The sequence below is a fragment of the Streptomyces sp. NPDC028308 genome, from assembly GCF_055565855.1.
Genome location: NZ_JBVHTO010000016.1, coordinates 240,694 through 263,972, shown reverse-complemented (window position 1 = coordinate 263,972; position 23,279 = coordinate 240,694). Strand labels below are relative to the sequence as shown.

The 23,279-nt window shown below is 69.6% G+C and carries 20 protein-coding genes and 1 pseudogene; 14 read left to right on the top strand and 7 right to left on the bottom strand.

The features are described 5' to 3' along the window. Positions 1–319: 319 nt before the first annotated feature. Positions 320–535: a hypothetical protein gene (locus ACZ4VA_RS34350; protein WP_468083886.1), complete on the bottom strand. Its 216-nt coding sequence runs from the start codon at positions 533–535 to the stop codon at positions 320–322. Between the two features lie 238 nt (positions 536–773). Between ACZ4VA_RS34350 and ACZ4VA_RS34345 the strand changes: the two genes are divergently transcribed. Next, positions 774–1,379 carry a hypothetical protein gene (locus tag ACZ4VA_RS34345; RefSeq protein ID WP_468083884.1) on the top strand — a complete coding sequence of 202 codons (606 nt, stop codon included), beginning with the start codon at positions 774–776 and terminating at the stop codon, positions 1,377–1,379. Positions 1,380–2,045: 666 nt separating this feature from the next. On the opposite strand, the gene ACZ4VA_RS34340 is transcribed toward ACZ4VA_RS34345, so the two are convergent. Next, a complete protein-coding gene (locus tag ACZ4VA_RS34340; protein ID WP_389391854.1) occupies positions 2,046–3,071 on the bottom strand; it encodes a GAF domain-containing protein in 1,026 nt (341 codons plus the stop codon). A gap of 684 nt (positions 3,072–3,755) precedes the next feature. Here ACZ4VA_RS34340 and ACZ4VA_RS34335 point away from each other — a divergent pair. The 7 genes from ACZ4VA_RS34335 (at position 3,756) to ACZ4VA_RS34305 (ending at position 12,386) form a co-directional block, all read left to right on the top strand. Continuing rightward, positions 3,756–5,705, top strand: coding sequence for a beta-ketoacyl synthase N-terminal-like domain-containing protein (locus ACZ4VA_RS34335; RefSeq protein WP_389391855.1), 1,950 nt, complete (start codon positions 3,756–3,758; stop codon positions 5,703–5,705). Then, positions 5,702–7,231: an amino acid adenylation domain-containing protein gene (locus ACZ4VA_RS34330; protein ID WP_468083882.1), complete on the top strand. Its 1,530-nt coding sequence runs from the start codon at positions 5,702–5,704 to the stop codon at positions 7,229–7,231. Before ACZ4VA_RS34335 ends, ACZ4VA_RS34330 begins: the two co-directional genes overlap by 4 nt. 89 nt (positions 7,232–7,320) lie before the next feature. Beyond that, complete coding sequence (locus ACZ4VA_RS34325) at positions 7,321–8,508, top strand: NAD(P)/FAD-dependent oxidoreductase (protein WP_389391857.1); 1,188 nt, start codon at positions 7,321–7,323, stop codon at positions 8,506–8,508. Between the two features lie 235 nt (positions 8,509–8,743). Then, on the top strand, positions 8,744–11,014 hold the full coding sequence (locus ACZ4VA_RS34320; RefSeq protein WP_468083880.1) for a sensor histidine kinase: 2,271 nt from the start codon (positions 8,744–8,746) through the stop codon (positions 11,012–11,014). After that, on the top strand, positions 11,011–11,442 hold the full coding sequence (locus tag ACZ4VA_RS34315; RefSeq protein WP_356170582.1) for a roadblock/LC7 domain-containing protein: 432 nt from the start codon (positions 11,011–11,013) through the stop codon (positions 11,440–11,442). The genes ACZ4VA_RS34320 and ACZ4VA_RS34315 overlap by 4 nt, the downstream gene beginning before the upstream one ends. Beyond that, the gene (locus ACZ4VA_RS34310) at positions 11,435–11,809 is read left to right on the top strand and encodes a DUF742 domain-containing protein (protein ID WP_355779157.1); all 375 of its coding nucleotides are present in this window, start codon (positions 11,435–11,437) and stop codon (positions 11,807–11,809) included. Before ACZ4VA_RS34315 ends, ACZ4VA_RS34310 begins: the two co-directional genes overlap by 8 nt. Beyond that, entirely contained in the window at positions 11,790–12,386 is a 597-nt protein-coding gene (locus ACZ4VA_RS34305) for a GTP-binding protein (RefSeq protein WP_355779154.1), read from the top strand. The genes ACZ4VA_RS34310 and ACZ4VA_RS34305 overlap by 20 nt, the downstream gene beginning before the upstream one ends. A 150-nt stretch (positions 12,387–12,536) precedes the next feature. Here ACZ4VA_RS34305 and ACZ4VA_RS34300 read toward each other — a convergent pair whose 3' ends face one another. Next, positions 12,537–12,947, bottom strand: coding sequence for a RidA family protein (locus ACZ4VA_RS34300; protein WP_468083878.1), 411 nt, complete (start codon positions 12,945–12,947; stop codon positions 12,537–12,539). Positions 12,948–13,024: 77 nt separating this feature from the next. Between ACZ4VA_RS34300 and ACZ4VA_RS34295 the strand changes: the two genes are divergently transcribed. From ACZ4VA_RS34295 to ACZ4VA_RS34285, 3 genes and pseudogenes are all read left to right on the top strand, one after another. Beyond that, on the top strand, positions 13,025–13,411 hold the full coding sequence (locus ACZ4VA_RS34295; protein ID WP_356170590.1) for a winged helix-turn-helix transcriptional regulator: 387 nt from the start codon (positions 13,025–13,027) through the stop codon (positions 13,409–13,411). A gap of 330 nt (positions 13,412–13,741) precedes the next feature. Further along, a pseudogene (locus tag ACZ4VA_RS34290) lies at positions 13,742–14,026 on the top strand (UBP-type zinc finger domain-containing protein); the annotation flags it as partial. Continuing rightward, on the top strand, positions 14,024–14,542 hold the full coding sequence (locus ACZ4VA_RS34285; protein WP_356170827.1) for a DUF427 domain-containing protein: 519 nt from the start codon (positions 14,024–14,026) through the stop codon (positions 14,540–14,542). The pseudogene ACZ4VA_RS34290 and the gene ACZ4VA_RS34285, both read left to right, overlap by 3 nt. A gap of 173 nt (positions 14,543–14,715) precedes the next feature. On the opposite strand, the gene ACZ4VA_RS34280 is transcribed toward ACZ4VA_RS34285, so the two are convergent. Next, positions 14,716–15,417 (bottom strand): SDR family NAD(P)-dependent oxidoreductase, encoded by a 702-nt coding sequence (locus ACZ4VA_RS34280; protein WP_389391861.1) that lies wholly within the window; start codon positions 15,415–15,417, stop codon positions 14,716–14,718. 461 nt (positions 15,418–15,878) lie between these two features. On the opposite strand from ACZ4VA_RS34280, the gene ACZ4VA_RS34275 reads away from it, so the two are divergent. Beyond that, positions 15,879–16,757 (top strand): AAA family ATPase, encoded by an 879-nt coding sequence (locus ACZ4VA_RS34275; RefSeq protein WP_468083876.1) that lies wholly within the window; start codon positions 15,879–15,881, stop codon positions 16,755–16,757. Between the two features lie 210 nt (positions 16,758–16,967). Here the strand turns inward: ACZ4VA_RS34275 and ACZ4VA_RS34270 are convergent, their stop codons facing one another. Continuing rightward, positions 16,968–17,501, bottom strand: coding sequence for a hypothetical protein (locus ACZ4VA_RS34270; protein ID WP_468083875.1), 534 nt, complete (start codon positions 17,499–17,501; stop codon positions 16,968–16,970). Positions 17,502–17,960: 459 nt separating this feature from the next. Between ACZ4VA_RS34270 and ACZ4VA_RS34265 the strand changes: the two genes are divergently transcribed. Then, complete coding sequence (locus ACZ4VA_RS34265) at positions 17,961–18,572, top strand: DUF4232 domain-containing protein (RefSeq protein ID WP_389391864.1); 612 nt, start codon at positions 17,961–17,963, stop codon at positions 18,570–18,572. A gap of 61 nt (positions 18,573–18,633) precedes the next feature. Here the strand turns inward: ACZ4VA_RS34265 and ACZ4VA_RS34260 are convergent, their stop codons facing one another. Next, positions 18,634–20,037 carry a helix-turn-helix domain-containing protein gene (locus ACZ4VA_RS34260; RefSeq protein ID WP_468083873.1) on the bottom strand — a complete coding sequence of 468 codons (1,404 nt, stop codon included), beginning with the start codon at positions 20,035–20,037 and terminating at the stop codon, positions 18,634–18,636. 232 nt (positions 20,038–20,269) lie between these two features. Between ACZ4VA_RS34260 and ACZ4VA_RS34255 the strand changes: the two genes are divergently transcribed. Further along, complete coding sequence (locus ACZ4VA_RS34255; protein WP_468083871.1) at positions 20,270–20,854, top strand: hypothetical protein; 585 nt, start codon at positions 20,270–20,272, stop codon at positions 20,852–20,854. Between the two features lie 514 nt (positions 20,855–21,368). On the opposite strand, the gene ACZ4VA_RS34250 is transcribed toward ACZ4VA_RS34255, so the two are convergent. Then, complete coding sequence (locus ACZ4VA_RS34250; RefSeq protein ID WP_468083869.1) at positions 21,369–23,156, bottom strand: serine/threonine-protein kinase; 1,788 nt, start codon at positions 23,154–23,156, stop codon at positions 21,369–21,371. Positions 23,157–23,279 lie beyond the last annotated feature (123 nt).

Here is a 23,279-nt window from a genome sequence, read left to right as displayed (position 1 = left end):
GCGCGCGGTCTGCTCCGCAGACACGACGCGCCGCCGCTACGCGGCGGTCCAACTTCCTTGCTCCGCAAGGAAGTTGACGCACCGTCACTCCGTGACGGTGCTCCGAATTGCTCCGCAATTCTCCCAGTAATTCGCTCCGCGAATTACTGAAAAGCGCAGCTACCGCATGCGGGTGGGCTCCGCCTGACACTCAATCAATACACTTTTCGTACTACTCGCATTCTAAATACTTTTCTCTAAACCGGGATATTAAATCCCGGTTTTAATTCGGCACTTGCCCCCCCCCCCCCCCCCCCCATCAGACCTACCTTCACTTCTCTTAAAGAATTACCGTGGTCGAGAATATCCCCGACAGGAATTCCCGCTCGTGCCGGTTCTGATCGAGGATCAGATAGGTGCCAGCAGCGACCACGGCGAACCCGGTGACGGCGGCCGCAGCAAGAAGCCAGATGCGACGGCGGGCAATACGCCGCTTGGCCAGCGTCCAGGCCTGGTCGTCCTCCGCTGTAGGCAGGCCTTCCCACCCGTTCGCCACCAGGTCACCCGCCAGGGTCGGCGCCTGGGCCCCCAGATGCAGGACCTGTGGCCTGGGCAGCGAGCAGGTCGTAGAGGACGCGACAGGTTCTGGGCGCGGGTAACCCCGATATCGTCCGCGCGTCCCACGTACCGTCAAGCCACCCACGATCCTCGCCGTCACCCCGCAGGCACGACGTCCGTTCCACTGGGCCGGAGTCGGCCTTCCTCGATGTCACCGTCGGAACAGGAGCACGTCCATGCGTCTCTACGCCCAGACCCCAGCGCGCCGGGGTCGTCAGCTCATCGCGGATCTGATCGCTCTGCTCCTGATCGCGATCACAGTGAAGTTCGCCTTGGTCGTCCGTGACGCGATCCTGACGCTGGCCGAGCCTGGACGGAAGGCCGAGAGCGCGGGCGACAGTCTTGCCTCCGGTCTCGACGAGGCCGGTGATGCGGCCTCGAAGGTCCCGTTCGTCGGTGACTCGTTGAAGAAGCCGCTCAAGTCCGCAGCCGAGGCCGGCACGAGTCTCTCCGATGCCGGACAGTCGTTGCAGGACACCGTGGGCCACGTAGCCACGCTTACGACGATCGCCCTGATCGTCCTCCCGACCGCCGTGATCCTGGCGTTGTGGCTCGTTCCACGGCTGCGGTGGATCCGGCGCAGCGCCATCACTCGTCGTCTTCTCGACGCCCCGGGTGGCGCCGACCTCCTCGCGTTGCGTGCGCTTACCGGGCCGCAGCGGCCGCTGGTCGCGCTTCCCACGCCGCCGGACGGCTTGGCCGGTGCCTGGCGTCGCGGGGACCCGGATGTCATCGCCGACCTGTCGACGCTGACGCTCCGACGCGCGGGGCTTCGGCCCTAACCGGGGTGTGCCCCCTGGTTCTTGCCGGCCTGCTCGCCCGTGGTGCTGTTCGTGACCCACCGTCAGCAACTCGGGCGGCTCCAGCCGGCTGAATTGGGCCGCTGCCCCGCACTATGGCGAAAGCTCCGCCACCTTCGTCCTGCTGAGTGGTGACAAGAACGTCTCGTGCCTATGGCGTCCGGCCGTGTTCGGCCGCCCAGACGCGTAATTCGGCCAATGTGGCGTTCCAGACGTCTTCCTGTGGCGTCCACGCCCTGCTCGGCAACAGCCCTGCGGTGACGGCCGGATCGAGGCCCCGTGCGCGAGCTGCCGAGCCGTGTATGGGGCACTCGCAAATGATCAGCAGTGCAGCGAGCAGGCGCCTTTGGTGCCGCCGATGTCGTCTTCGAGACGAACCATTCCCCCCTCCCGATCATCGCCGCCCCCCGCTCATATCTCGAGGCTGCACTTCGGAGTGTGCAGAACGGCCAACTCACGCACCGATCAGTCTGTACCGACAAGGGACGGGAACACGCCCCTGCACTGAGAGCAGGTGCGGCGGGCATGGTCGGAGTTCTCACACCACTTTCGCCGGCAGATGATGACCGCGACGTCGACAACAGGATTTGCTGTTCGCGTTAGTCCGTTTGTCAGCCGTACGCGGCCATCGTGGCGTTTTCGCCGCGTTTACCGGCCGGTGTTGCGGTGGGCGAATGCGCTCGAACCCATTTGTTCGAACTGTCCCTGCAGGTTGGCTGCGAAGGTGGCCGGGTTGTCGCCACCGTATGCCTGGCCCATGGTGTTCATGGCTACCGTGAGGACGCCCTTGAAGGGCGCGCCCGGAGCGGTGCGTACGGGTGTGCACATGAAGCTGAAGGCTTGCGGTGTCTCGGAGTCGTACGGGCGGAGGGTGACCTTGGACAGTGTGGTGGGTTGTCCTTGGCGCAGGGCGTCGTCCATGGCGCGGAAGACGCCGACTTGGTCGAGGCCGGGGAGTACCTGTCGGGCGGGGCTGAACTGCGGCACCTGGCCGAAGGCTTCGCCCTGCTTGCGGTTGGCGTAGCGCAGCAGGTGATCGGGGCCTTCGGTGAGCATGATCGGGAACTGTGCTCCGTCGAAGACGGCGAAGAGTTCCTGTTGTTGGGCGAGGAGGCTGTCGCGCAGCTTGAATTCCGATTGGAGGGTGGCGGTCAGTTCCGTCATGGCGTCCATGATCTGGTCGTCCCAGCGCCGGGGTCGGAAGTCTGCGACGCAGACGGTGCCGAGGACCTGGCCGGTGTTGTCGAGTAGGGGGGTGCCCAGGTAGGAGCGGACGTTGAGGTCGTTGACCAGTGGGTTGCCCTTGAATCGGGGGTAGTCGAAGACGTCGTGCAGGGCGAGTTGGGATCGTTGTGCGACGACGTGTGGGCAGAAGCCGTATTCGCCGGGGGCCTCGCGTCCGAGTGTGCTGAGGTCGAAGGGTATGCCGCCGCCGTCGACGTCCAGTCCTGTGTCGGGGGATGCCGTGGGTACGTACATGCCGCGGAACATCTGGCGTTCGGCGCTGATGAAGTTGACCATGGCCAGGGGGGCTTGGGTCAGGCGGGCTGCCAGTCGTGCCACGCGGTCGAATGTGGCTTCCGCGTCGGGCGCGTTGAGGCCGAGAATCGTCAGCCGGCGGGTCCGTTCCGGTCCAGTGTGACGGAACGCCTCGAGGGGGTCGTGGGAGTCCATGAGGCTAGATCAAAGCAGAGATCCTGGCTGTGTGGTCCGCCCCTCCGGCACCTTGCCGCCTCAGCCGTCACTCTGCCAACACCATTGCGTCCAGCGCAAGTTGGATCGCGCCTGTCGGGGGGCGGAGTCGTCGTTACTGGGTGTGGCTGTGATCAGCGTGTGGGCATCTGGGAAGGCTGCCCAGGTCCTTTGATGTTTCAACCATCACCGATCACTTCTCGTCATTCCGGGCCGCCTCCTCGAACGGAAACGATGTTGCGCCCGACAATCGTGCGGTGGACCGGTTTTCGACACTGTCAGAGCACCTCGGCGCGAAGAGGCAAACCCGAATGCATGTTCGTTTTCTGGAGGTGGGTTGGGTGCACGACTGCGTGCCGGTCCCACCTGACAGGGAGCAGCGGTACCTGCTTCGCAGCGCCTGACAACGGGTTTTGCGCCAGGTTCCACGGCTGCCTCACGTGGCCGGGCGGATCGGCGCGGAAGCCGGAGGTTGGCCGGAATGAGTGGCCTGCTGAGGGGTGAGCGGACGGTGAGCGAGCCGGCGATCAGCCGCAGGTGCGCGTGTCCCGCTGATCTTCCGGTCACAGTCCGGTTCCTGCTGCCGGGCGGCGGATATCTATGGCTAGGTGCAGTGATCAAGGTCGACTGCTCCACAACGGAGCGATGTACGAAACGGAGTTCTCGATGACCAGGTACCGCAAGTCCGACGTGGACGCTCGGTCGGTCGCGGTGATCGGCATGGCCTGCCGCCTGCCGGGGGCGTCAGGACCCAGCGACCTCTGGGAGCTGCTGAAGGCGGGCAGCAGCTCCCTCAGTGAGACACCGGCAGATCGCTTCGACGTCGACGCCCTTCATTCCTCTGAGCCCAGACGGGGCCGAATAGCGGGTCGCCGAGCGGGCTACATCGACGGCGTCGCCGATTTCGACGCCGACTTCTTCCACATGTCGGCCACTGAGGCGACGGAACTCGACCCGCAGCAACGGCTCTTGCTGATGACGGCGTGGGAGGCCCTGGAGGATGCGGGACAGCGCACCGACCTTCTGGCGGGGAGCCGGAGCGCGGTGTTCGTGGGCAACACCCGTGCCGACTCGCTTGAGGCCGCGCTGCGGCAGGGTCCGGAGTCGGCGACGGCCGCCCAGCTCCACAACTTCCGGTCTCTGCTGCCTGCTCGGATATCCCACTTCTTCGACTTCCGCGGCCCGAGCATCGTCGTCGACACGGCGTGCTCCTCGTCGCTGGTGGCCGTCCACCAAGCCGTCCAGAGCCTGCGCTCGGGGGAGAGCCCGCTGGCCCTGGCCGCCGGCGTGAACATCGCTCTGCGCCCGGACGAAAGCCTCGTCCTCTCGCACGCCGGGGCGATGTCGAGCGACGGACGCTGCAAGTTCGGCGACGCGGACGCGGACGGCTACGCGCCCAGTGACGCCGTGGCAGTCGTCGTCCTGAAGCGGCTGACGGACGCGCTCGGCGACGGCGACCGGGTCCATGCTGTCATCCGCGGCAGTGCCATCGGCAACGACGGCCGCACCAGCGACACGGTCCTCAACCCTTCGCTCCAGGGCCAACTGGACGTACTGCGCTGGGCCTACGAGGACGCCGGTCTGGATCCGTCCGACGTCGACTACGTCGAGGCTCACGGCGCGGGCTCGCCGGCGCTCGACCCTCTGGAGCTGACTGCGCTGGGCGAAGTGATGGGCGCCGGACGTCCCGCGGACCGCCCGCTCCTCGTGGGGTCGGTCAAGACCAACATCGGGCACGCGGAGGCGGGCGGCGGCCTCGCCGGTTTGATCAAGGCCGTGCTGTGCCTGGCCCACGGTGAGGTTCCCGCCAGCCTGAACCTGCAGACGCCCCACCCTCGTGTCGACTGGGACGGGCTTCCCCTTGTCGTCCCGGACAAAGTCCAGCCCTTGCCGGACTGTGGCCGGCCCGCCGTTGCCGGAGTGAGCGGACAGGGCTCGTCCTCTCTGAATGCCCACGTGGTACTCAGCCAATTCGAGCCGACGGCCCCCCTTGCCGACCCGGCACCGGACGGCACGCCGTACGTTCTGGCACTGTCCGCCCACAGCACCGCGGCCCTGCAGGACCTCGCCCGCTCCTACGCCGAGTACCTCGGCCCCGGCGGCACCGGCCAGGGCTACGCGCTCCGGGACATCTGCTTCAGCGCGGCTACCCGGCGCCGCCACCACGATCACCGGATCGCCGTGGTGGGCTCCAGCCATGGGGAACTGGCGGCCGCTCTCGCCGGGACAGCGGCCGTCGGCGGACGTCCCCTGTCGGCCGCCGCAGACCGGTTCTGCCGCGGCGAGGAGGTGGACTGGGCAGCGCTGTTCGGCGAAGCCGGCCGCTACGTTCCGCTGCCCGCCTACCCCTGGCAGACCAAACGCTACTGGCCCGGCGAAACGCACGAAGACGAGACCGATCTGGCGGCCTGGGTGCTGCGCGAGCACGCCCGCACGAGCTTCGACGACAGCTCGACGCTCACCGAGATCGGCATCGACTCGCTGGCGAAACTGCGCATCGTGGTCGAACTCGGCAGACGTAGCCATCGGGAGGTCGACCCGGAAGGGTTCGGCCGGCTGCGTACAGTGGGCGAGCTGCGGCAGTGGACGCGTGCCCTCCTGGCAGCGGCCCGGTGAAGCTGCGCACTCTGTTCGACTGGTTCGCCCGCTCGGCGGCCGCGTACCCGGGTGAGACGGCCCTTGAGGTCGGTTCGGTGCAACTGACCTATCGGGAACTGCACGACCAGGTGGAGCGGCTCGCGGGCCGGCTCGTCACGGCGCCGGCCGGCGGGCCGCCGCGGCGGGTCGGGCTGATGGCCGCACGTTCGGTTGCGGCGTACGCCGGCTATCTCGCCATTTTGCGCGCGGGTGCCGTTGTCGTGCCGCTGAGCCCGGAGTACCCCGCGGAACGGACCGCGCAGATCGTTGCGGCGGCCGAACTCGATCTCGTTTTGGCCGAGTCCATCGACAGCGTCCCCGACCTCGGGGTCCCCGTCCTTGTCGCCGGCCCGGATGAGCTGTCGGCGCCGGCTGGAGTTCGTTCGGCCGCGCTTGCGTACCGGCACGTGGATCCCGACGACCTCGCGTACGTCATCTTCACCTCAGGATCGACCGGTGCTCCCAAAGGCGTACCCATCACCCACCGGAGCATCTGCGCCTACCTGGAACTCGTGGCGGGCCGATACGACGTCGGGCCGGGCAGTCGCCTGTCGCAGACGTTCGAGCTGACCTTCGACGGTTCGGTGCACGACCTGTTCGTCGCGTGGGCGGGCGGCGGCACGCTCGTCGTCCCGCAACGCAGCCAGCTGCTGTCCCCGGTGAAGACCATCACCAGCCTGCGGCTCACGCACTGGTTCTCCGTCCCGTCGCTCATTTCCTTCGCCTCCCTTCTGGGCACTCTTGCCCCGGGCAGCATGCCGACGTTGCGGTGGAGCATCTTCGGCGGCGAGCCGCTCACCCTGCAAGCGGCCCGCCAGTGGCGAGTCGCAGCTGCGAACAGCAGGCTGGAGGTCCTGTACGGGCCGACCGAGTTGACGATCTCCTGCACCGCCTACCGGCTTCCCGACGACATGGCCGCCTGGCCGAGCACACCCAACGGCACGGCACCCATCGGACGTGCGTATCCGGGCCTGGATCTGTTGCTGCTGGACGATGACGGACGGCCCGGTGACAGCGGAGAGCTGTGTGTACGAGGCCCGCTGCGGTTCTCGGGCTACCTTGATCCGGCTCACACCGCCGGCCGCTTCCTCAGCACCGACCTCCAAGTAGCCGGCGATCGTCCGGCACCCGAGCACTGGTACCGGACAGGAGACCGGGTCGCCGTCCAAAACGGCCACCTGGTGCATCTGGGCCGAACCGACCACCAGGTCAAAATCCGCGGGCACCGCATCGAACTGGGTGAGATCGAGGCGGCACTGCGGGCGTACCCGGAGGTACAGGACGCTGCCGTGATCACGCTGCCCGCCGCAGACGGTGAACTGGAACTGCGGGCTGCCGTGAGCGGCCTCTGCCCGGATACCGACGGGCTGTTCGCAGCCCTGCAACGGCAGTTGCCGCCGTACATGCTGCCCCGCCAGATCACCGTCCTGGAACAGCTCCCGCTCAACGCGAACGGCAAAATCGATCGAAGGGCGCTGCTCGACGAACTGGCCAACTCGCGCTGATCACTCCCCCGCAAGGTCCCGGCCCCCTGCACCGCGCCACCTGTTCTCTGCCCCGAGCCAAGGCTCCCCGTCCGATATGAGGAACCCGCATGTATGACGCCATCGTGGTGGGCGCGCGCTGCGCCGGCGCGTCAGCCGCCTTGTTGCTGGCCCGTGCGGGCTACCGCGTGCTCCTCCTCGACAGATCCACCTACGGCTCCGACACCCTGTCCACGCACCTCATTCATCAGCCGGGCGTCGCGGCGCTCGCTCGCTGGGGGGTGCTGGAGCAGGTCCGTGCCTCAGGATGTCCGCCTCTTAAGCGCACCGTTTACGAGGTCGCCGACATCCGTATCGCGGGCTGTGCCCGAGGCGTGGCCGGCCAGCAAGTAGCGTTCGCGCCACGGCGCCGGGTGTTGGACGCCCTCCTGGTCGACGCTGCCGTCGCGGCGGGGGTCGAGTTCCGCGAGCGAAGCCGTGTCACCGGTCTGCTGCGGGACAGGGCGGGCCGCATCGTCGGCGTCGAGGGCCGACACGGCAACCAGAGTTTTACGGAGTCCGCTTGCCTGGTCATTGGTGCTGACGGCATGCGCTCCACCGTCGCCCGGTTGGCCGCAGCGCCGTACATCAGGCGGGATCCTCTGCTGACTTGCGCTTACTACACCTACTGGCCGGATGTACCCGCCGACCTTGAGCTCTACGAGCGTCCCGGCGGCTGGGTGGCGAGCGTGCCTACACACGACGACGCCACCCTGGTTCTGGCCTACTTCCAGCAGTCCCGTTTCGCTGAAATCCGCACCAACGCCCGGCATGCCTACCAGGAGCAGATTCGTTTCACCGCGCCTGCCTTGTACGAGCGGCTGCGGGGACGTGCGCCGGTGGAGCGTTTGCGTGGCAGCGGGGATCAGCAGAACTTTTTCAGGCAGGCGGCCGGGCCCGGCTGGGTGCTGGTCGGGGATGCCGGGCATCACAAGGACTCCATCACGGCACGAGGCATCAGCGATGCCTTCCAGCAGGTGGAAAGCCTCGTCGCCGAGGTGGGGGACACGCTCGGTGGCGATCCCGTGAAGCTCGACGCGTCGCTGGCCCGGTTCGCGGAGAGCCGGGACACGACACTCACCCCGGGCTACGAGGCCACGCTCAGCGTCGCCCTGCTGGCCACCCCTCACGAGCAACGTCTTTCCCTGCTCCGGGCCGTCCAGTCCGACCCGGAACTCGTCGCGATCTACCTCGACATGGTGGCCGGCATCGCTTCTGCGCATGACCTCTACACGCCCAGGCTCCTCGAACTCCTCTAATCCGTTCCCAAGGGCGGTCAAAAGCCCGGAAGTTCCTCAGTACGGGGCGTCGATAAAAGCTCAACTACCGGTGCGCACAAACCAGTTGCCATGGCCCGAGTGTGACGCTGCGCGATGATCCTGATACGGTGCAACCCACGTTGACCTTCGAACAGAGTGAGCAGTCACTCCGCGGGGACCGACGGTCGCGTACCGCTTTCCGCACCGGTGTATCGCTGCTGCACGAGGAATCCAGATGCCAGGCAACCGCGACCGGCGGCCACAACCCCGCGTCACTCAACGCAGATCTCTGCGATCCTCCCTCGGCGTCCCGTTCGTTGTTCCTCTGGTCTGTCTGACCGGGCTCGGGGGCTTCACCGCCGCAAGCCTCGCGCAGCAGCAGATCCAGCGACAGGACGACGCGGACCACCCCTCCTCCGTCGCGCGGCCTGACGAATCGCCGGCGCAGCCGCGGGACGGACACCAGCCCGCAGACGAGGGGCGCAGCACTCGAGAAGACCGTGAGCGCGGGCGCACTTTCGCCGCGGCATTCGACCACGCGCAGCAGATGGCGCCGAAGGCGCCGCAGTACGGGCAGCTTCCCCTGGGTTCGCAGGGAAGGCTGACTCCCCACGACCAGGGCGTGGCCGGCGGCCACGGCGCGCCGCTTTGGGCTGCGGCTGTCTCGCGGACGACGGCCACCGACAGTGTGCTGGGCAGCTCACGGGCGCTGACCGCGGCTTCACTGGACAGCCTGGCGGGCACCGAAGACGACCGGGCCGAAGAGCTGCTCCTTGTCGCCCTGGTGAGCAGCGGCGTCACCCTCGCTGTCGTCGTGGGCGCCGTGGTGCTGGCCAGACGCGCCCGGGAGGCCCGGCGCTCGACACTCGGACGCCTGTCCGCGCTCCAGGAGGGTACGCAGCAGTGGGCGGCACACCTGCCTGACCTTCTGAACCGAATAGAGCGCGGCGAGCGGATAGACCTCGATGCGCTCGTCCCGTTCGGACCGCAGGCGACTGATCAGGACCACATCGCTCAACTCTCCACTCACATCGACCAGTTGGTCCGTATTGCCGCGCAGTCCACGATGCGGCAGTCTCAGGGCCGCCAGGGCACGGAGAAGGTCGTCGGCCAGCTCATCCGCCGCGCCCAGACCCTCATTCATCGCCTGATCAACCTGTTGGACGACCTCGAACGCAAGCACGAGGACTCCGATCTCCTCAAGGACATCTTCAAGGTCGACCACCTGGCCACCCGCGTGCGACGGCACACGGAGAACCTGATGATTCTCAGCGGTGCCACGTCTGGGCGCCGCACCACCACACCGCCCACCTCCATCACCGACGTGATGCGTGGCGCGGTGGCTGAGACCGAGCATTACACCCGGGTGCACGTCGTGAACACGCCGGACGACCGGCGGGTGGCTCTCGCCGGCCGGGCCGTGGGAGACGTGACGCACCTCCTTGCAGAGCTCATCGAGAACGGCACCCAGTTCTCCCCGCCCGACACTCAGGTCACGGTCAGAGCAGCGAAGGTGGCCCGGGGGCTGGCCTTGCAGATCGAGGACCAGGGCCTCGGTATCCAGCCGCAGCAGCGGGACCATGCCAATGAGCTCCTCGCTCACCCGCCCCGGATCGACATGACGGCCCTGGGTGAAGACCCGCGCCTGGGGCACTTCGTGGTGGCGAAACTCGCCGAGAGACACCGCATCAGGGTGGTTTTGCGCGCCTCCGATTACGGCGGCACCCTCGCGCTCGTCCTTCTGCCCAGTGAGCTGCTGGAAGTTGTTCCCTCGCCGGTCCTGGACCAGCTGCAGTCGGCGGCGCAGGCCACGGGCCGGGCAGTGGTGAGCCAGCCCGAAGCGTCCTCGCCGGCCGTCACGGGCGGCCAGTCGTCTACCGAGCGCGAAGTGCTGCCGAGTGTGGGCCTGAGCAGGGGGTCCTCGGACGAGGCGATCACTCATTCTCCCGCGCCGGACTACAGCGGCTTTCCCGAGTACGGAGGCGCTGGACTGCTTCCTCCGGCTCCAGGACATCACGCGGGGCCCGTTGCCGACCCCGCCGGCTGGACAGCCCCGGCGCGATACGCGCCGCCCAGCCGTGCCAGGCACCCGGAAGACAGCGCGGAGCGTCCCGTCACGTCTTCGACCGGCGCAGCCGCTGCCGATGTTGCGGGGTACGACCTGCCACGTCGCCAGAGGCCTCCGGCCCGGCCGGGACCTGCTCAAGAGCGTGTAGTGCCGGGCGTGATGCCCGCTGACACGCTTGACGACCCCGAGGTCCTGCCGAAGCGTGTCAGGCGCGCCAGCCTCGCGCCGGAACTACGGCGCGAGCCGGCGCTGAACGATCCTGGCGCAGGCGAGGTCCACGACGCGTTCCTCGACCCGCAGGCGGCGGCCCGCACGATGGCTGCCATCGACGCGGGAATCAGGCGGGCCGGAATGAGCAACGAGTCGCGCAACGTCCGCGGGTGGCAGGACGAATCGGCACCCCCAATGCCGACGAACGGTGAGGAACCTACGCAATGACTGACACGGTACGCAGCGGCAAAGGCCTGGACTGGCTCCTGGACACCCTGGTGGAACGGATCCCGGAGATCCAGTGCGCCGTCGTGCTCTCGGGGGACGGTCTCCTCATCGGGAAGTCCCGGACCATGCACCGCGACGACGCCGAACACCTGTCCGCTGTGGCTTCAGGCGTCCACGCGCTGGCCCGGGGTGCCTCCGACCGGTTCCGGGGCGGATCTGTCCAGCAGTCGGTCATTCAGATGGAGAAGGCAGTTCTCTTCATCACCACCGCCGGCTCAGGAGCCCGCCTGGCGGCGATCGCCTCGCACGAGGTGGATCTCGGGATGCTTGCGTTCGAGATGGCCACCCTCGTCAGGCAGGTCGGCCAGTACCTGACAGCGGCGCCCCGCGTCCAGCACATGCCTGCAGGCCCCGCTCAGGATGGCTGAGCCAGGATGGCGTGACGGCCCGCAGGACGGGCGCTACCTGAGGCCATACGCCATCACCCGCGGGCGCACTCACCACGGTCGTCACGGGTTCGCCCTGATCACCCAGGTCGTCGCACGTTCCGATGGGAAGGTTCAGCACCGCCATCTGGAACCCGAAGCGACCCAGATCCTGGAACTGTGCCGAGGCCGGGTGATGGCCGTCGCCGAGATCGCTGCGCAGCTGAACCTGCCGGTGAGCGTGGTGAAGGTGCTCTGCGGCGACTTGCTGGATGCTGCGCTGGTCCTCGTCCAGGCGCCGCCGGGACGGGACAGCCAGCCGAGCGTAGAAGTCATTGAAAGGGTGATCGATGCAATTCGCGAACTCTGAGCCGGTCATGCCTACAGCGCTGAAAATCCTCATCGCCGGCGGATTCGGCGTGGGCAAGACGACCATGGTGGGCTCGGTGAGCGAGGTCTCCCCGCTGCAGACAGAGGAGCGCATGACCGAGGCGAGTCTGGGCATCGACAGCTTGTCCGGCGTCGAGGCCAAGTCGTCGACGACGGTCGCCATGGACTTCGGCCGTATCACGATCGGCCCGGAACTCGTGCTCTACCTTTTCGGCACACCGGGCCAAGACCGCTTCTGGTTCATGTGGGATGACCTCGCGATGGGTGCTCTCGGTGCTGTCGTGCTTGCTGACACTCGGCGGTTGGAGAGTTCCTTCGCCTCTATCGACTTTTTCGAAGAGAGAGGAATTCCCTTTGCTGTGGCCGTCAACTGCTTCCACGGGCGCTGCAGCAGCTCGGCCGAGGAGGTGCGCGCCGCGCTGGACGTCGACATGGATACACCGGTCCTGCTGTGCGACGTGCGCGACCGCGACTCCAGCAAGGAGGTGCTGCTGACCGTCTTGGGAGCGGCACGCGCACGGGCGGCCGCCCGCCTCGCGTCCGCAGCCCGGGCTTAGGGCCTGTCCGGCGGATCATGCCGGAGACGCGGGGCCTGGCACGCCCGTCTGCGGCGTTGTCGTCGGTTGCCGACTCCCCCACTCTCGGCTCCGCTCGAGCAGGGGACCCCCATCGCGGATCCGCAACACCGGAAGCTCTCCTGCCGGGCTTCAGCCCAGGAGGGCGGTTGCCTCGACCTCGACGAGAACGTCTGGTTCGAAGAGGTGGTCGACACCGATGAGGGAGGCCGGAGGCATGGGAAGCGGCAGGCCGATCTCGTCGGCGACGGTTTCTACGCCGGCCATGAAGGCGCCGATCTTCTCCGGGCTCCACCGGGTCACGTAGAAGGTCAGACGCAGCACGTCTGCGAACGACGCGCCCGCGCCGTGCAGGCCGATGGCGGTGTTGCGCAGCGCCTGCGCGACCTGCCCGGTCAGATCACCGGGCGCTACGCCGGTTCCGTCGGCTTGACGTGCGATCTGGCCACTGCCGTGGACGTGGGTCGTCCCGGTGCCGACAGCAACGTGGTGGTACGGGGTCGGTTGCAGCATGCCTTTGGGCGTGAAGTGCTGAACAGTCATAGTGGTCTCTCCTCCGCATTAGGTATCTGTACGCTACCTAGTGGACGAAGGACACTTCAACGAGACCAGGTTTCGCCATGGATACCTCCGACGAACTCCGCATTGACGCTCCGCACCGAGACCTGCTCGACCAAGTCCTCGACAAGTGGTCGCTGAGCGTCCTCAACGAGCTCTGCGAGCGTCCGTGCCGCTTCAACGAGTTGCGCCGCGCCATCCCCCAGGTCACGCAGAAGTCGCTGACAGCGACGCTCCGACGCCTCGAACGCAATGGCGTGATCGAGCGTGAGGTCGTCTCCACCCGCCCGGTAGCGGTCCGCTACCGGATCACCCCTCTCGGCAAGACCCTGCGACACCCCATCGACGTGTTGCTGGCGTGGGCCTCGCAGAACATGCCCGCCATCGAACGAGCACGCCAGGGATTCGACACCCGGCAAGAAGAGGAGGCGGCAACTGCATCCACGTAAGTCTTGAGGTTGGGCAGGAAGCGGCGCACCGGGGCGGGGGCCCGAGCGACCGCGACGGTCTTGCCCGGGGCCCGGTCTCGGCGGCGACGAGCGTGCCGTCGGCGTGGGGGATGCCCCGACGAGGACCTGCTCGAGGTCCTGGCCGGCTGGGCCGCCGGCTCCGATCAACCCGGCCGGCACCACGCGACGGCACTCGCCGGCCCCGCTGAACGGCGGCGCACTTTCCCGCCGCTTGCATCCCCCGCACGGGGTGGGGGTGAAGCAAGGGGTGAGACGAGGGACGGCGGAGGAGGGAATCGTGGACAGCACTGCACCGGCCGGTGATCACCGATGACGAAGTGGGCGCCCCGGCACGACGGCGGACGGCCCTCGGGGCGGCCCTGTTCTCACACCTGGACGGCCGAACCGGCGCCGCTGAGTGAGACATGCACGACGTGCGCGGCACGCGAACGTGCGCCGGCCGACCTGCTGCTCTGCCTGACCTGCGGCCATGTGGGCTGCAGCGACAGCTCTCCCGGCGCTCACGCGACGACGCACTTCGACTCCAGCGGCCACCCGGTGGCCCGCGCCCTGGCCCGCGGCCAGGAGTGGGCCTGGTGCTACGAGGACGAGGTGTACCTGGATCCGCTGCCGGAACAGCCCGTGCCGCATTCCGCCCCACGGCCGCCGGAGTCCGTCTGGGACTACCCGCGCCCGCCCGCCGTACGGGAGGACGACCGCGTCGTGCGGGTCGAGTGCGCGGGCCAGGTGGTGGCAAAGACCCGGAAGTCCGTCCGGGTACTGGAGACCAGTCATCCGCCGGTGTTCTACCTCCCTCCGGCGGACGTCCGTACGGAGCTGCTGATCCCGGCGCTCTCGGGCCGGACCTGGTGCGAGTGGAAGGGCTCGGCACGGTACTGGGACGTCGTCGTGGGAGACGTCGTACGCGCCGGTGCCGCCTGGAGCTATCCCTCTCCCGAACCCGGCTTCACGGCCCTGAAGGACTACGTCGCCTTCTACCCGAGCCGCATGGACCGCTGCACGGTCGCCGGAGAGGACGTCATGGCGCAGGAGGGCGACTTCTACGGCGGCTGGATCACCTCAGAGGTGCGCGGGCCGTTCAAGGGCGGGCCGGGCACCCTGCTGTGGTGAGGCCGACCCGTCGCTCGGCCTCACCGGGCCAGTGCGGGAACACCAGGTCCCGCCGGCGCTGCCGGAGCAGCACGCGCCGCACCGTACGCGGAGCCGGCGGGGGCAACGACTTCACGGCCGGGCGCGGTGGGATCGAGGGGCCGTACGCGAGACGTCTCCTCGGTGTGTCCGCCCTAGCGCACCACGTCGAGCGCCGCACCGCTGCCGGGACGTACAAGTCTCGCCCCCTCGGAGAGCGCCCGCACGATCGCGTCCACTGCCTCCGCAACGGGCAATCCCTGCGGCAGCGGCGGCGCTTGGCCCACGACGGCGCGCCCGGCGAAGCCCGTGTCCATGTGGGGCAGGTTGATCTCCAGCACGGTCACCCCCTGGCGTCGCTGCTCGCGGCGGACCGCCGTCAGCCAGGTGGCCAGCGCGGCCTTGGCGGCGGCGTAGTCCGCCATCCGGGCCGGTGCCGCCTCGGCGACGATCCCGGTGACGGCCGCGAGGACGCCGCCCTCGGGCAACCGGTCCCCGGCGGCCCGCAGGAACGCCATGGGGGCCAGCGCGTTCACCGCCATCAGGTGTTCGGACACCGCGTCCTCCACCTCCCCGGCCGGTCCGAAGGCCGCGACTCCGACGCATACGACGACGCCGTCCAGGCCGCCCAGTTCCGCCGCCGCCCAGTCGACGGTCTTCGCACAGGAGTCGGCGTCCCAGGCGTCGAAGGCGCGGGCGGGAGCACGCTCGCACGCCGCCGAGACACGGGCGAGGGCCTCGCGGTCACGTCCGGCCAGTGCCGTGCGGGCACCGAGGGCGTGCAGCCGTAGGGCGAGCGCCGCCCCGATCTCCCCGGTGGCACCCGGCACCAGAATCCGTGCACCTCGTAGATCCATGCCCCACCTCGCGTTCCGTGCCGGCGACCTGGCACTACATGTCTGGTTCGCCGGTCGGCCGTCGGCCGGATGCAGACGCGGGCACACCAGGAACGGCACGTCGGCCAGCCCATGGCTTACCAGGGTCGACGGCGTTACCGGTCCGGGTCAGTCGCTGGTGCGTGACCGTGCCGCGCGGCGGCCGGCGCGTCCGCGAGCTCTCGCAGGGCCTGCGCGCTGCGACTGGGCGGGACCCTGCCGGCCGGCCCGGAAGGGGCCGTATCGCGCGTGTGACGGCCTGGCGATGCTCACCGCTGGTGATACTCCGGGCTGGGTGTGCGCGCAGGACGCCTGTGGGGTTGTTTCACCGCTGCGCTGTCAGGTCGGACGGGCCCGGTTCGCCTCTCGAGTCCGGTGGCGGGTCAGCAGCCCGGTGTGCGAGGCGCCGTTCAAGCGTCGCCGTCCACTGGCAGGATGGGCCCGTGCCGAAGAACCCGCCGGAATCGATGCAGCACCACCTGCGCCGGCGTCTGAACCGCCACGCCCGCGTGTGCTGGCCCCGCGTGGACGCCATCACGGTCCGCTTTCGCGCTGGATTCGCCTACGTGGCAGCCGAGTTGCCGGGCGGGGAGAGTCTGCCGCTGTGCCGACTGCGCTTCACCGGTGTGCTGCACACCTGGGGCTTCGCCCTCTACGTGGCCGGCAACGACAGCTACCGGGACACCGTTCTGCCCAGCGGACTGCCGGCCGGCTCCCCGGAGGAAGCCCTCGACTGCGCAGGCGCCCTCTACCTCAGCGCTCTCGCACCGGTCATCCGGGTGCCGGCAGGACTCGTCGTCCTCGTCGGTCCGCCGGCCTCCGGCAAGACCAGCTTCGTTCGGGCACTGGTCGACAGCGGGCGGATCGACGCGGAAGCCGTGGTGTCCAGTGACGAGATCCGCGCGGAGCTTTTCGGCGCCTCACCCGAGGAAGCGGACTCCGACGCGGCGGACGCACGGATCTTCGAGGAACGTGACCGCAGGATCGTCGCCAGGCTCGCCACCGGACGCAGCGCAGTCGCCGAGTCGACGAACGTCACCCCGCAGGCACGCGCACGACTCATCGCCCTCGCCCGGAGCTTCAACACCCCGGTGACCATGCTGCGATTCGACCCGGACGTCACCCACCTCCTCCGGCAATACACCGAGCGAGGCCGCACCGACCTCACCGCCGCAGACGTCCACGCCTACGCCGCGGCCATGGCCCGGGACGCCGGTGCCGACCAGCTCCGCTCCGAGGGCGCAACCACCGTCCACGACGTCCCCGGACGCCGCCAGGCGACCACGCCCGCCGAAGCCGCCGCGCGCTTCTCCTTCGCCTGACACACCCGACGGGTCCAGACCTGCCTTTCGGCACCCCCCTCCACGAACTTCCGCGGAGCAGCACGAGTCATCGACACCTGACCCGCCAGCAACCAACAACAGGAGGTCGTGCGCAACGCCGTGAAGCTCCGGCGAAAGCGCGCGGTCTCCTGGATCACCGGCACACCGTGGCCTCTGGGGGACCGTGGCGTGACCGCCGGGGTGGTGGGATCAGAAGTCAGAGATCCCCGGGTCGTCCGCACTCGGAGCCGGCCACTGTGGACCAGGCCGGGCGGGTGGGGCCGGCCGCGGGCGCTCTGTGCGGACGCGGCGCGCGTGCTCCACCGTCACCGCTGCCGGGACACCGGCCAGGAGGAGGGAGAGCCCCACCGGGAGCACCCCCGCCCACAGCGTCGGTGAGACGTACGCGGTGCCGGACGTGCCGTCCACCAACCACGCACGGACCGGTTGCGAGCTGATGTCGCCCTCGACGGTGACGTCGAACGACGAGTTGCCGTCGTCGGAGGTGAAAGTGCCCGAGCAGGAGGTGGACGTTCCCGCGTTGGCGACGGTGTTGTCGTAGGTCCGGCAGCGGGCTTCGGTCACGGTTCCGGGCTCGCCCCACAACGCCGCCCGCGGCTCCGCGGTGAAGTTCGTCAGCACGACGGAGGCCAGTAGCAGCCCGACCAGGCAGGCCAGCGCCAGCCACCACGCGGGTCCGTCCTGCTCCGGTTGCCCATCCCGAAGGTGCGCACCCTCGCTCATCCCCCACCCCCGTGGCTGCCGACGGACCTCCATCGTGACCGCTCCGGAGCACCCGCGGAAGCGTTCTGGACTTGTAGCGCACGTGAAGGCGTCACGCTGTGAACGCCGACTGAACGTGAAGCTTTTCGGCGATGGGACCGTGTACGGCATCTGGTCTGAGGCCCGGTCGCCAGGTGCTCCGCCGGCTCCCCAAGGGGCGGGGAGGCCCTGCGGGGACTGCGGTGCGCTTCCCGGGACGCGGCGGGCTCGCGTTGCGTTCCCGCGTCCCAGGCGTCGGTGTTTTTGCAGGTCGTGGGGGGTGAGATGGTGCGGCGTCGCAGGGTGGGCGGCGGCTGTTGTCCCAGGGACGCGGTTCGTTCGATGGTGTGGCCGTCGCACCGGCTGACTCAGCCGGCCGTTCTGCGGAACGCCTGCTCAAGGGCGTGTGCGGCGTCCTGTCGAGCGAGAAGGAACACGCAGATGAACGTGAAGTCTTTTGCCGGTGGTCGTATGGCCGTGGCGGCGGGTGTCGTCCTGGCGCTGGGCTGGGGGGTCTCGGCCCAGGCGTCCACCACCACGCCGACGACGGACAGGGGCGTCGCCGGCGGGACGGTGACGTGGGGGTCGGGCGGCCGGGGCACCAAGGCCGCCGTCGCCACCTGCTCCCCCGAGGTCCTCGGGGTGTCCGCGTCGAAGGAGCCCGCGGACGGCGAGGACGCCCGCCACCTCCTCCTCACCGTGCAGAACGCCGGTGACAGGAAGTGCAGCCTCTACCGCTACCCGCTCGTGCGGCTCGGGGCCGGCCGCACCACGGCTCCCGTGATCGAGGAGAGCGCACCGGACCCGGACAAGCCCTTGACCCTCGCTCCGGGCGAGGAGGCGTACGCCGCGCTGCTCGTCAACGGTCCCATGGACGAGTACGAGGCGAAGAGCATCACCCTCACCCTCCAGGGGCGCAGGCCCGGCGCGGTGGCGGGCGGGCCGGTCGACGTCCCCATGCCGGTGCCCACGCTGTACGCCAACGACGGGCAGCGCGTCACCTACTGGACCACGGCCCCTGGGTACGCACTGGACTTCATCATGTCGAGGTGACGCACTCCGTCCTTTGCGCGGCCGCGGGCGGCCCGGCGAGCGGGGCCTCGCGACGGCTGCGTCAGCCGGCGCCGTCCGTCTCCTCGCGGGCGGTGGTCATGGGGATCCAGCCACGGGGGGTGCGGTACCAGTAGTGCGGCAGTCCTTTGACGGTGGTGGTGCGGAACGGTCGGCCGTGGTCGTCGATGCGGGTGGTACCGGTCCGGCCCTGGGAGGACCACTCCAGGTCGAGGTACCAGTCGCAGGTACAGGACAGGGTCCGTGCGGAGACCAGGAGGACCTCCGGTTCCCGCAGGGACACCTGGTACGGGAAGCCGGTCGGCGTGGTCGGTCTGCCCGGCTCGTTGCCACGGACGGAACGGGCCAGTGGCCGGCGCGCGTCGAGGTCGACGGAGAAGTGGCGGGGGACGAGGGTGGCGCCGCAGCCTTCGTACATCGAGTAGGCGATCTGCGGGCGGGCGGCGGGGGCCGCGCGGTTGACCACCCGTACGTGCAGCGCCTCCAGGACGACGGCGGCGGAGCCCCGCCCCTGTACCGATATCCGCAGGTCGGTGGTGCGCCCGTGCACCGCCTGCAGGGAGGTGGCCCACGCCTGGGCGTCCGCCGGGGTCGGCGGGGGCGGAACCTGCTGCGGCTGCTTGGCGATGACGTAGTCGTGGTCGCATTCCAGGCGCCAGAGGTGGGAGTTGGCCGTCCAGGTGAGCGGAGCCGTCGGCCGGAGCGTGTTGCTGCCGGCTCCGCTGCCCCGCGGGCTGTCGTCCTTCCCGGGGCGTGCCGAAGGGGCCGGGGCCGCGGGGGCGGACGAGTGGCCGCGGCCGGAGGGCGGTTCGGCAGGGGGAACGGCGCCTGTGGGGGGAACTTCGCCGGTGGGGTCGGCCCGTGGCGGTTTCGGCAGGGCACCGGCGGAGACGGACCGTTCAGCGCCGGCGGAGGGGGGACCGGCCGCCGGTCCGATGAGGCCGCCGAGCGCGACGGCAAGCAGCGCGGCCAAGGCCGCCGACCGGCCGGGCCGCCGTCGGACGCGTCCGGTGCGGGACGGCGCGGCGCCCTGTGACACCTGGCGGGAGGGTAGGGCCGAGCACGGGCCAGGGTCGGCCGGTGCGTGCGGCCCGGGTCGCCGGTCCGCCGGGATGCCGTCGCGTGCGTGCGCGGACGTCTGCGCGGTGCTCGCGGCGCCGGTGGCCGAGCGGGGGCCGGACGCGCGCGGTCGTTGCCGGGCCGCGACCGCCAGGACCCACCGGCGGTGCACCTCCGTACGCTCCTTTGGGGAAGCCCCGCAGAGCGCCGCGAACCGCTCGATGCCCGCATAGTCCAGAGGAACCGACTCACCCGCGCAGTAGCGGTGCAGCGTGGAGGCGTGCACGCCCAGACGGTGGGCCAGCGCCGCGTAGCTGCGGTCCGTGCGTGCCTTCAGGCTCGTCAGGAGTAACGCGAACTCCGCTACGTCGTCGTTTTCTGCGTCCATGCGGCCCGTACTCGCATCCATCCGTCGGTGTGGGCGGTCGTGTCGCGGACCGGGGCGGCGGCTACGGGCGTTCACTCCCCCGTACCTGCACGTCGGCACGGCGGGAATGGTAACTGACCCGGCTGGACCTGGGTGGGAAGCTCGATCGGGGCCAGGACGACGTCTCAGTTGGCCCGGCGGCGCGTATGAATGCGGGTGGCTATGAAGGAGGGCTGTGCCGCATGATCACGTCATGACGAGTCCTGCCGCCTTCCGGGACCGCACCAACTGGTCCGGTGGCTACTACGAGTTGGCGATAGAGGTCGGATCGAGTGACGATGCCCGGCTCCAGGCCGTCCTGAGTGCTCTGTGGTCCGCCGCCGGGGTGCACGGGTGCTTCGGGCACAGAGACCATGAACCCGAGGAGCAGGATCGGGTGCCCTGCACAGTTGGATCGCTGGCCGAGTTCGGCCACATCCACGGTCAGGTCCGCCTGCCGACGGGCCAACTGGTCGTCTGCGGTTGTGTGGCTGTCCGGGGCGGTGATGAAAGCAGTGACTGGCTGGACTTCTACGTCCCCGTCGGCGCATTGGACAACGCCGGCCTGGCCTACTGGGACGGCCGGCCCTTCTTCAGGTCCGACGTGATGGACGACTGGCTTGCTGCTCTCGGCAAGGAGACGTTCACCGGAGCGGCCTTCAGCCTGGGGGTTGTCGGGTTCGAGGTCTCCGGCTGCTCGGACGCTGCAACCCTGGCAGGCCAGATGCCGCGAGAGCGCGGCATCGGATACCTGCTTCCCGTGGATGGCACCCTCCACTACGGGGCTGCCAACACCTGAGCGCCCGCAGCTCCTCCCGGACTTGAGTCTGCCGTGGCAGACGATGGTGAGGCGCTGCTCGCGAAGGCGAGCGCGTCCGAGAACTCCGCGACGGTGGCGGTCGCCTGGAGTCTTTTGGCGGGTGGTCCCCGGTCGCACTCCCCGGTTTCCAGCCCTTGGCCACACCTCGGTTCTACTTGCCGAGCCAGGAGGTGATGACGGTGGCGAGTACGGCTCCCGTCGTCCCGGTGACGACATCGGTGGCTGCGTCGAGAACGCGGGACCACCAGGGGTTCTTGTTGTTGTGCATGTGCGTTTTCCCCTCACGCGGTCCAGCCCTCGTGGTTCGAGGGCCGGGTAGCTTGAGGCGGGCTTGGGGGAACTGTAGCGGCCGCCGCCTGCGCTGGGCGGGCAGATCGGCGATGAACTGCTGACCAGTTACCGAGGACGCCGCACCGGCAAGAGCGCCGCCACGATCACGCCCTCCGCGCCGCCCGCCGCCGGTGCCGTCTCGCGCCGCCTCGGCGGTCGCCGCTCAGGACGTGCCGCGGCTGTGGTGCAGGGCCGTGGGCGCACCGGCGGACTGGCTGCCTTCATCACCGAGGCTGATGGTGTCGGCATCGGTCAGCTGGACCACGTACAGGTGGCCGCTTTCGCACTGCAGCGAGGTGTCCGAGCGGTTGGTCGGGTGACTGGTGGCTGCGACGAACGTGGCGGTCGTGCCGCGCACCGAGCGTAGTTCCAGGGCTTCCGTGCAGCCGACCTCGCGGTCGGTGCCGGCCTCCTTGATGTTGCTGACCTGTTTGCCGGCCAGTTCGCCTGCCTCGGCGGTGTGCAGGGTGAGGGTCACCGTGAACGACTCGGTGCGCGGGTGCTGGTGGCCGTCCGCGTCGGGATCGCCCGGTCCCGTACCGGTCCAGACGCCCGCCCATGCGGCGGAGAGGGCGCGCGCGGAGGCCGAGGGGGTCGGAGAAGGCGTAGAGCCTTCGCCGGCCACCTCCTTGCCGAACGGATTCCACAGCAGGACGCCGGTCACCAGGGCGGCTACCGCGAGAACGGAACCGGCGACGGTCCAGCGGACGCGGCGGTCTGCGCCCCTCTCCCTGTGGGGGGCGCGGGCGTCGTGCGGCCCGACCCTGGCCGGCCCGGGGGTGCCGGTGGTGAAAGGGCCGTACGGCGTGGGGATGTCTGAGGCCGGCCGGCCGTACGCAGCGGCGGTGTCCGGAGCCGACCGGCCTTGTGGGACCGGGGTGTTGGAGGGTGGCGCGTCCAGCGTGGCGGGGGTCGCGTGGTCGAGGGACGGGGGCAGGCACACCGCCCCGGCGGTCGCCGGGGCGGGCGGTCTCGCGGACGTCAGCGCGTTCGTCGGCGCCTGACCCTGGTCGTGTTGCGGTACCGCGCACCGGTGTGCGACCTCCTCCTCGCGGGCCGCGAGGTCGGCGCCGAGTGTGCGCGGGAGCGCGCCTTTCCACGCGTTGGCCACCGGGGCGTGCCCGCCCTTGTGACTGGCCGCCCGCGGGTCGTCCGCGGCCCGCCCCCGGCGCGGCCGGGCGGCCAACTCGGCGCTGTCCGGCCGGTCCTCGGGCCGCTTGGCCAGGCAGTCGCGTATCAGCGGGGCCAGTTCAGCCGGCACACCCTCCAGGCGCGGCGGCTCGTGGACGATGCGGTAGAGCAGGGAGGCGGCCGAGGGCTGCTCGCCGGGATACTCGAAGGGACCGGTGCCGGTCGCAGCGAACACCAGGACCGCGCCGAGGGAGAAGATGTCCCCCGCCTCAGTGACGGCTCCCCCGGAGGCCTGTTCGGGAGCGAGGTAGCCGGGCGAGCCGATGACACCGCCGGTGCTGGTGTAACGGGAGTCGTCGGCGGCCCGGGCGATGCCGAAGTCGATGAGCATGGGCCGGTCGCGGCCGAGCAGGACGTTGGACGGTTTGACGTCCCGGTGGGTCAGCCCGCTGGCGTGTACGGCGGCCAGGGCGTGCAGAGCAGGGGGCGGCAGCGGCCCGTGCCTGGTGACCCAGTCGGAGAGGGCAGGCGCGGCGATGTACTCGGTGGCCAGCCACAACGGGCGGTGGCCGGGTGGGCTGAAGTCCACTACCGAAACGGTCCACGGGGAGCGGACTCGGTCGCTGGTGCGGATCTCCCGGGCAAAGCGCCGCTCGAAGTCCGGGGCGGCGGTGAGGTCGGACCGGACCGTCTTGATCGCCAGGGGACGGCCGGTCGGCGTGCGTGACAGGTAGACCTGGCCCATACCGCCCGCGCCGAGCCGCGCCAGCAGCGGATAGCCGCCGATCATGGCCGGGTCCGTGCTCTCCAACGGCTGCACGCACGCCCCCCTGGTCACCTCAGCCTGCAACGGAAGCAGGATAGAGGGCGGCCCCGACCGGGGTACGTACGCGGCCTGCGTCATCGTCCACGGCACGTGGGCGCTCCCACGCGTCGACGCACG